This is a genomic window from Mycobacterium sp. (genome assembly GCF_044342925.1).
GTDB lineage: Bacteria > Actinomycetota > Actinomycetes > Mycobacteriales > Mycobacteriaceae > Mycobacterium.
Genome location: NZ_JBIIOV010000153.1, coordinates 1 through 7,908, shown reverse-complemented (window position 1 = coordinate 7,908; position 7,908 = coordinate 1). Strand labels below are relative to the sequence as shown.

Here is a 7,908-nt window from a genome sequence, read left to right as displayed (position 1 = left end):
CGGCGCCGCCGCGGCGCTCACCGAACTTGCCGGCACGCTGGCTGCGGGAGTCCAGGCGAACGTCGCCGCCGCCGGCCGCCCGGCGCTGCCGGCCGGTCCGCTGAACGTGCAAACCTCGGCCGAGGTCATCGGGGCGATGCTGCCGGACCGCAGCATCGTCGTCGACGAGTCCAACACCTCCGGTTTCCTGCTGCCACAAGCCACCGCCGGGGCCCCGGCCCACGACTGGCTGACGCTGACCGGGGGCGCCATCGGATACGCGCTTCCGGTGGCGATCGGCGCCGCGCTCGCCCAGCCGGACCGGCCGGTGCTGTGCCTGGAGTCCGACGGTTCGGCCATGTACACCATCTCGGCGCTGTGGACCCATGCCCGGGAGAACCTCGACATCACCACCGTCGTCTACGCGAACCATGCCTACGAGATCCTGCGCATCGAACTTCAGCGGGTCGGCGCCGCCGCGGACGGCTCACCCGCTGGGCCGAAAGCCGCTTCGCTGCTCGACTTGAGCTCGCCCACCATCGATTTCGTCCGGATCGCTGAGGGGATGGGCGTCCCGGCCCGGCGGGTGACTACAGCCGAGGAGTTGGCCGACGCGCTGCGCTGGGCTTTCGCGGAGAAGGGTCCGCACCTGATCGAGGCGGCCATGCCCTCGATGGCAGGCTAGATCCGGCCCGGCTAGGTCTCGTCCGGCCGGATCTGAAAGACCGGGTCCGGGCAGTCCAGCGCTTCGGCGGCCAGCCGGCGTTTGATCACCTTGAACGTTGCGGTGCGGGGTAACTCGGCGGCGACGCGCACCAACGACGGCCGCTGCTTGGGACCGAGGTCGGTCTGCTCGCGGAGGAACCTGCCGAAGGCGACGGGATCGAAGTCGGCACCCGCGGCCAAGACGAGCGCGGCCATCACGCGGTCGCCGACGTCGGCGGGAACCCCGTAGACCGCCGCCTCCGTGACACCCGGATAGCGCAGCAGCACCCGCTCGATCGGGGCGGTGCCCAGGTTCTCCCCGTCCACCCGCATCCAGTCGCCCAGCCGCCCGGCGAAGTACACGTACCCGTTCTCGTCGCGGTAGGCGAGGTCGCCGCTGTGGTAGATACCGCCGGACATCCGCTGAGCTTCGGCGTCGGGATCCTTGTAGTAGCCGCGGAACTGGCCGGTGCCGTGCAGGTTGACGAGTTCACCCGCGACGCCGGGCGGGCACGGCTCCCCGGTATCGGGGTCGAGGATGTCCAGACCGTCCGGTAGCGCTCCCAGCGATCCCTCCGGGGCATCCGGTGTGCGGGCGATGGCGATGCCACCTTCGCTGGAGCCGAAGCCGTCGATCACCATCACGCCGAATCGCTGGGCGAAGCGACCGATGTCCCGGGGCGGGGCCTCGTTGCCGTACATGATGCGCAGCGGATTGTCGGCGTCGTCCGGCTGCTCGGGGGTGGCCAGGATGTAGGACATCGGTTTGCCGACGTAATTGGCGTAGGTGGCGCCGAACCGTCGGACATCGCCTAGGAATCCGGAAGCGGAGAACTTGCGCCGCAATGCGATTGAGCCCTGGGCGGCGAGTGCGGGCGCCCATCCGGCCATCACGGCGTTGGAATGAAACAGCGGCATCGACAGGTAGAAGACGTCCGATGAGGTCAACCCGAGACGCTCCGCCAGCATGACTCCCGGACCGGAGACCTTCTCGTGGGTGCAGCGCACCGCCTTGGGCTCTCCGCTGGTGCCCGACGTGAAGATCAGCATGAACAGGTCGTCGAGGGCCACGTCGGCGAAGGTGACCGGTGCTCCGCGGAAGGAGGCCAGCTCATCGGCGAAATCCGCCGAATCCACCTGCAGCACGGGCGTTCCGGGTGGAACGACATCCGGCCCGTAGACCTCCAGGTCACCCTCGGTGAGGATCAACTGGCAATCGGTGTGCTCGGCGTCGCGGCGCAGTGCCGCACCTCGGCGGGTGGGGTTGAGACCGACCAGCACGGTACCGCTGAGACCGGCGGCTGCCAGCAGGGAGGCGAACAGCGGTGAATTGCCCAGCAGCACACCCACATGCGGCGGATTACCGGGGTTCAGCCGCGCACGCAGCACGGCGGCGAGATCGGCGGCGGACTGAATGTGGTCGCGCCAGGTGGAGGACCCGTCGTCAGCCGCAACCCCGCGGTCGTCGACGTCCGCCAGCGGCTTGAGCAGATCGGCGACGGTGGGCAGCACCGGGATCAGGGCCGCATCGTCAGGCCGGGGTGTCGGCCAGCTCACGGCCGATCAGCCGCAACGCGGTGGTGGCGCCGCCGAGTGCGAACTCGATCTGCTTGGCCGTGATGAAGTAGCGGTGCACCGGGTGGTCCATATCGATACCGACCCCGCCGTGGACGTGGACGGCGGTGTGCGCAACCCGGTGGCCGGCTTCGGCGGCCCAGAACGCGGCGGTGGCCACTTCGATGTCGGCCGGCAGGTCCTCGGACAACCGCCAGGCCGCCTGCTCGCAGGTCAGGCGCAGGCCCTTGACCTCGATGTAGCTGTCGGCCAGCCGCTGCGACACCGCTTGAAAACTGCCGATCGGGCGGTCGAATTGCTCGCGGGTGCGGGCGTAGTCGGCGGTCAGTTCCAGCGCCCGCTCCAGCACTCCCAGCTGATAGGCCGTCAGGCCGACGGCACGTCGAGCGGTCAGCCAGGCTGCCGCCTCGGCGTCGCCAACCACCCGGTCGGCGCCCACCTGCACGCCGGCCAGGTCCAGTTCGGCCGAGCTGTTCTGGCCGGTGGTCCGCAGCGGGATGACCGACAGCTCTTCGGCGGTGACGAGGAACACCTTTGTGCCGGAGTCGGTTTCGGCGGGGATGAGGAACGCCTCAGCCACCGGACCGAACGCGACCTGGGTGCGGGATCCGGTCAGCCGGAAGCCGTCGCCGGATGCGGTGGCTTGTACCGGACCCTGGCCCAGCTCGCCGTCGAGAGCGACCGTCAGCACCTTCTGGCCGGCGACCGCCGGTGTCGCCCAATCCTGGCGGAGCCCGGCAGGGCCGAAGCGTGCCAGTGCCCCGGCAGCGAGCACCACCGATTCCAGGTACGGAACAGCCGCCAGCTGGCGGCCCAGTGCGGTGAGGATCGCGGTCTGCTCCAGCACCCCGAAACCGCCGCCGCCCAACGACTCGGGAGCCGCGGTGCTGAGGATGTCGGCGTCGATCAGCTTCGCCCACAGCGCGGTGTCGTATCGCTGGTCGAGGCGATCCAGTTCACGCTGGTGCTCCGGGGTGCACACCGCGGAGACGATGGTGCTTACCAGTCCCGAAAGGTCCTGTGCTGCTTCTGTCCTGGTGAAATCCATGAGTAGCCTCCCCGCCTGTCAGCGGTTGACCCGGGGCAGCCCGAGGGCCGCCATGCCGATGATGTCGCGCTGAATCTCGTTGGTGCCGCCGCCGAAGGTGAGGATCAGGGCGGCGCGGTGCATGCGCTCCACCCGGCCGCGCAGCAGCGCGCCGTGCGAGTCCTGCCGCAGCGTCGCCGACGGACCCAGAATCTCCATCAACAGCCGGTAGGCCTCGGTGGCCAATTCAGTGCCGAACACCTTGGCCGCGGACGCATCCGCCGGCGACGGCGCTTCGTCCTGGGCCGACGCCAACTGCCAGTTGATCAGCTTGAGGTACTCGGCTTTGGCATGCACCCGAGCAAGATTCAGCTGGACCCACTCCGAGTCGATCAGCCGCGCACCACGGGAATCTTTGGTGTTCTGGGCCCACTCCCGCACCTGGTTGAGTGCGGTGAAGATCGGCTGGGCTGAGACCAGCGCCACCCGTTCGTGATTGAGCTGATTGGTGACCAGCTTCCAACCGCCGTTCTCCTCGCCGACCCGGTTGCCCACCGGAACCCGCACATCGGAGTAGTAGGTGGCGCTGGTGCCCGGACCGGCCATGGTGTGCACCGGCGTCCACGAGAAGCCCTCGGCCGTCGTCGGCACGATCAGTACCGAGATACCGCGGTGTTTCCTTGCTTCCGCGTTGGTGCGCACCGCCAGCCAGATGTAGTCGGCGTACTGAATCAGGCTGGTCCACATCTTCTGCCCGTTGATGACGTAGTCGTCACCGTCACGCACCGCGGTGGTGCGGAGGTTGGCCAGGTCGGTGCCCGCGCTGGGTTCGGAATAGCCGATGGCGAAATGGATCTCGCCGGCGGCGATCCTCGGCAGGTAGAACTTCTTCTGTTCCTCGGTGCCGAACGCCATGATCGTCGGCGCCACGCTGTTGATGGTGAGGAAGGGCACCGGCGCCCCGGCGATCGCCGCCTCGTCGGTGAAGATCAGCTGGTCCATCGCCGACCGCGCCTGGCCGCCGTACTGTTCCGGCCAGCCCAGGGCCAGCCAGCCGTCACGGCCCATCTGCGCCACGGTTTCGCGGTAGACGTCTCCGCTGCCGTACTCGCCGGTCATCGACATCAGCGCTTCGCGGCGTGCGGGTGTGATCAGCGTGTCGAAGTACGCGCGCAGCTCACGCTGTAACTCCTCCTGCTCCGGGGTGTAACTGATCCGCATCCGCCTGGGTCCTCCGGGTTGGTGACCGGCGGGCCGACCCGCCGCCTTCCACGGTTGTAACACGTTCTAGTCTGAGGGTCCAGTGCGGTCAGTATCGTGGTCTCACAGATAGTCAGGCGGGTATCGGAAACATCCGGTCTAGGAGGTTGTCATGCGAGTCGTCGTCGACCGGGATCGCTGCGAAGGCAATGCCATCTGCGTCGGAATCGCGGCTGAGTTGTTTCAACTCGACGATGACGAGTACGCCTACGTCACCACCGACCCCATTCCCGCCGACAAAGAGGCCCTCGCCGTGCAGGCGATCGCCGACTGCCCCCGCGCGGCCTTGAGCCGGCGCGACTAGAGGCATTCACACCTTGACTGCAGAGCAGGCCCCGCTGACCGACCTATCCGGGCGCGTTGCGGTGGTGACCGGCGCCGCTGCCGGGCTGGGCCGGGCTGAGGCCATCGGCCTGGCCCGATCCGGGGCCACCGTCGTCGTCAACGACATGCCGCAGGCGCTGGACGCCTCCGATGTGTTCGACGAGATCGCCGCCGCCGGCTCGCGCGGGGTGGCGGTGCCCGGGGACATCAGTCAGCGGGCCACCGCCGACGAACTCGTCGCATCCGCAGACGCCCTCGGCGGCCTGCACATCGTCGTCAACAACGCCGGGATCACCCGCGACCGGATGTTGTTCAACATGACCGACGAAGACTGGGACGCGGTGATCGCCGTGCACCTGCGCGGTCACTTCCTGCTGACCCGCAACGCCGCGACGTATTGGCGCGACAAGGCCAAAGCGGCAGGCGGCGGAGAAGGCGCCGTGTACGGCCGGCTGATCAACACCTCTTCCGAAGCCGGGTTGTCCGGTCCGGCCGGACAGGCCAATTATGGTGCCGCCAAAGCGGGTATCACCGCGCTCACGCTGACCGCGGCCAAGGCGCTGGGCCGCTATGGGGTGTGCGCCAACGCGATCTGTCCGCGCGCCCGCACCGCGATGACCGCGGAGGTCTTCGGCGATGCCCCGCCGCTGGCCGGATATGAGGTGGACCCGCTCTCACCGGACCACGTCGTGAGCCTGGTCCGGTTCCTGGCCTCGCCGGCCGCCGATCACGTCAATGGGCAGCTGTTCGTCGTCTACGGCCCGACGGTGACGCTGGTGGCCGCACCCACCGCTGAGCACCGGTTCCACGCCGACGGTTCAGCCTGGGATCCGGACGCACTCAGCGGTGCGATGCGCGATTACTTCGCAGGGCGCGACCCGCAGCGGACGTTCGGTGTCATCGGCCTGATGGGCGACTGACCGCGTCTTTGGTGTGCGCCAGCGCGTCGAGGAACGCGTGTGCCCACTTGTCCACGTCGTGGGCCAGGACCTGTCGGCGTAGCGCGCGCATCCGCCGCCGGCCTTCTTCAGGCGTCTGGTTGATCGCCGACTCGATGGCGTCCTTGACGCCTTCCAGGTCGTGTGGGTTGGTCAGGTAGGCCTGCCGCAATTCTTTTGCCGCACCGGTGAATTCGCTGAGCACGAGGGCTCCGCCGAGATCGCTGCGGCACGCCACGTATTCCTTGGCCACCAGATTCATGCCGTCGCGCAGCGGGGTTACCAGCATGACGTCGGCGGCGACGAAGAAGGCGATCAGTTCGTCGCGGGACACCGGGCGGTGTAGGTAGTGCACCACGGGGTGGCCCACCTCGCCGTACTCGCCGTTGATGTGTCCGACCTGCTGCTCGACCTCGTGGCGCAGCACGCGGTAGCTTTCCACCCGCTCGCGGCTGGGCGTGGCGAGCTGCACCAGGACGGTGTCGTCACCCTTGATACGGCCCTCGGCAAGCAGCTCTGAGAACGCTTTGAGCCGAACGCCGATGCCCTTGGTGTAGTCCAGCCGGTCAACCCCGAGCAGCAGTTTGCGGGGGCTGCCGAGTTCGGCACGGATCTCCCTGGCGCGGCGGCGGATGTTGGGGTCGCGGGCCTTGCGGTCCAGTTCCGCCGAGTCGATCGAGATGGGGAATGCGCCCACCTTGACGGTGCGGTCGCCCAGCCACACCTCCCCGAACCGGGAGCGCACTCCCACCGTCGCCCGGGTGGTCTCGGCGCCGGCTAGCTGGCGTGCCAGGAACAGGAAGTTTTTCGCCCCGCCGGCGAGGTGAAAGCCCACCAGGTCGGCCCCCAGCAGGCCGTCGATGATCTCGGCCCGCCACGGCAGTTGCATGTACAACTCGACCGGCGGGAAGGGAATGTGCAGGAAAAAACCGATGGTGAGGTCAGGTCGGAGTTCCCGCAGCATCTTCGGCACCAACTGCAGCTGGTAGTCCTGCACCCAGACGGTGGCGTTGGGTGCCGCCGCCCGGGACGTCGCCTCAGCGAAGCGGCGGTTGACCTGGACGTAGCGGTCCCACCACTCGCGTTGGTAGATCGGCTTGACGATCACGTCGTGGTACAGCGGCCACAGCGTGGCGTTGGAGAATCCCTCGTAGTACTCGGCGAATTCTTCCGCGCTCAACCGCACCGGGTAGAGCTGCAGCCCTTCTTCGACGATCGGCTCCTCGGGGCCGTCGACGATCCCCGGCCAGCCGATCCAGGCGCCGCGATTGCGCCGCAGGAGGGGCTCGAGCGCGGTGACCAGGCCGCCCGGACTGCGCTTCCAGGCCAGACTGCCGTCGGTCTGGAGTTCCATGTCGATGGGCAGCCGGTTGGCGACCACGACGAAGTCGGAGTTTCCGGACCCTTGTGCTTTCGAGGTTCCGGAGGCTCCGCGGGGCACTTAAGCCTCGAGCTTCGCCGGTCCAATGCCGAGCATCGACAGGAAGACCCGGCATTCGTCCGCATCGGTGGCGTAGGCGGCCACGACGCGTCGCGCTTGCCGGGCCGTGCTATCGGCCAGCGGTTCTACGTCGTCGATCTCGGTCGGGTCAGGCTTAGCAGGCATATCGCAACTCTAGGTCACGCCCGGCGCTACGGGCTGTCGGAGAGCGTCGACTTCGGGACGACGGCCGGTCCGCTGTTGAAGCGCTCTGCGTAGCAGGCGCCCGACATCCAGTAGCCGGTGCAGGGCGTGCCGTTGATATTCGGCACCAGATCCACCGGCAGACCGGACTGGGTGGTGGAGGTGTGCTCGTCGGTGAGCCGCAGCGGCGCCTCGGGGCCCGCGGCCTCGGAGTCCTCGTCGGTGGTGACCGGTGTCATGTTCGGAACGCAGTTGCCGTCCCGCATGACTTCGCCACCCTGGCAGCCTCCCTGACCACCGATCGAGCCGGGAGTCGGAGCCGGAACGGGATCCGGGTTGGGCACGGGCTCAGCCAGGGCCACCGGAGCGACGCTGAGCATCACTCCGGCGGCGAGCAGTCCACCTGTCAGAAATCGGTTCGGCACGGATGTTCTCCAGGTCAGCCCGGAACGCCCGGGACAACCGGGGGCAGCGTC

Annotated in this window: 8 protein-coding genes and 1 pseudogene; 3 read left to right on the top strand and 6 right to left on the bottom strand. The window is 68.3% G+C overall.

Going from position 1 to position 7,908, the window contains the following annotated elements; translation table 11 throughout:
• Nucleotides 1-664: thiamine pyrophosphate-dependent enzyme (locus ADBZ6I_RS14225; protein ID WP_526384907.1), on the top strand; the 664-nt coding region annotated here is incomplete at its 5' end.
• Nucleotides 665-675: 11 nt separating this feature from the next.
• Here ADBZ6I_RS14225 and fadD17 read toward each other — a convergent pair.
• The 3 genes from fadD17 to ADBZ6I_RS14210 are packed head-to-tail and all read right to left on the bottom strand — an operon-like array spanning nt 676 to nt 4,507.
• Entirely contained in the window at nt 676-2,241 is a 1,566-nt protein-coding gene (gene fadD17 / locus ADBZ6I_RS14220) for a long-chain-fatty-acid--CoA ligase FadD17 (protein ID WP_526384905.1), read from the bottom strand.
• A complete protein-coding gene (locus ADBZ6I_RS14215; protein ID WP_526384903.1) occupies nt 2,216-3,307 on the bottom strand; it encodes an acyl-CoA dehydrogenase family protein in 1,092 nt (363 codons plus the stop codon). Before ADBZ6I_RS14215 ends, fadD17 begins: the two co-directional genes overlap by 26 nt.
• Nucleotides 3,308-3,325: 18 nt before the next feature.
• Complete coding sequence (locus tag ADBZ6I_RS14210; RefSeq protein WP_526384901.1) at nt 3,326-4,507, bottom strand: acyl-CoA dehydrogenase family protein; 1,182 nt, start codon at nt 4,505-4,507, stop codon at nt 3,326-3,328.
• A gap of 151 nt (nt 4,508-4,658) precedes the next feature.
• On the opposite strand from ADBZ6I_RS14210, the gene ADBZ6I_RS14205 reads away from it, so the two are divergent.
• Nucleotides 4,659-4,850, top strand: a complete 192-nt coding sequence (locus ADBZ6I_RS14205) for a ferredoxin (RefSeq protein ID WP_526384899.1) — start codon at nt 4,659-4,661, stop codon at nt 4,848-4,850.
• A gap of 13 nt (nt 4,851-4,863) precedes the next feature.
• A complete protein-coding gene (locus ADBZ6I_RS14200; protein WP_526384897.1) occupies nt 4,864-5,790 on the top strand; it encodes a 3-oxoacyl-ACP reductase in 927 nt (308 codons plus the stop codon).
• On the opposite strand, the gene ADBZ6I_RS14195 is transcribed toward ADBZ6I_RS14200, so the two are convergent.
• The 3 genes and pseudogenes from ADBZ6I_RS14195 to ADBZ6I_RS14185 all read right to left on the bottom strand — a co-directional run.
• The gene (locus ADBZ6I_RS14195; protein WP_526384895.1) at nt 5,768-7,249 is read right to left on the bottom strand and encodes an alpha,alpha-trehalose-phosphate synthase (UDP-forming); all 1,482 of its coding nucleotides are present in this window, start codon (nt 7,247-7,249) and stop codon (nt 5,768-5,770) included. The genes ADBZ6I_RS14200 and ADBZ6I_RS14195 overlap by 23 nt on opposite strands.
• The gene (locus ADBZ6I_RS14190) at nt 7,250-7,414 is read right to left on the bottom strand and encodes a hypothetical protein (protein WP_526384893.1); all 165 of its coding nucleotides are present in this window, start codon (nt 7,412-7,414) and stop codon (nt 7,250-7,252) included.
• A 26-nt stretch (nt 7,415-7,440) separates the two neighbouring features.
• Nucleotides 7,441-7,908 (bottom strand): annotated as a pseudogene (locus tag ADBZ6I_RS14185) (hypothetical protein); the annotation flags it as partial.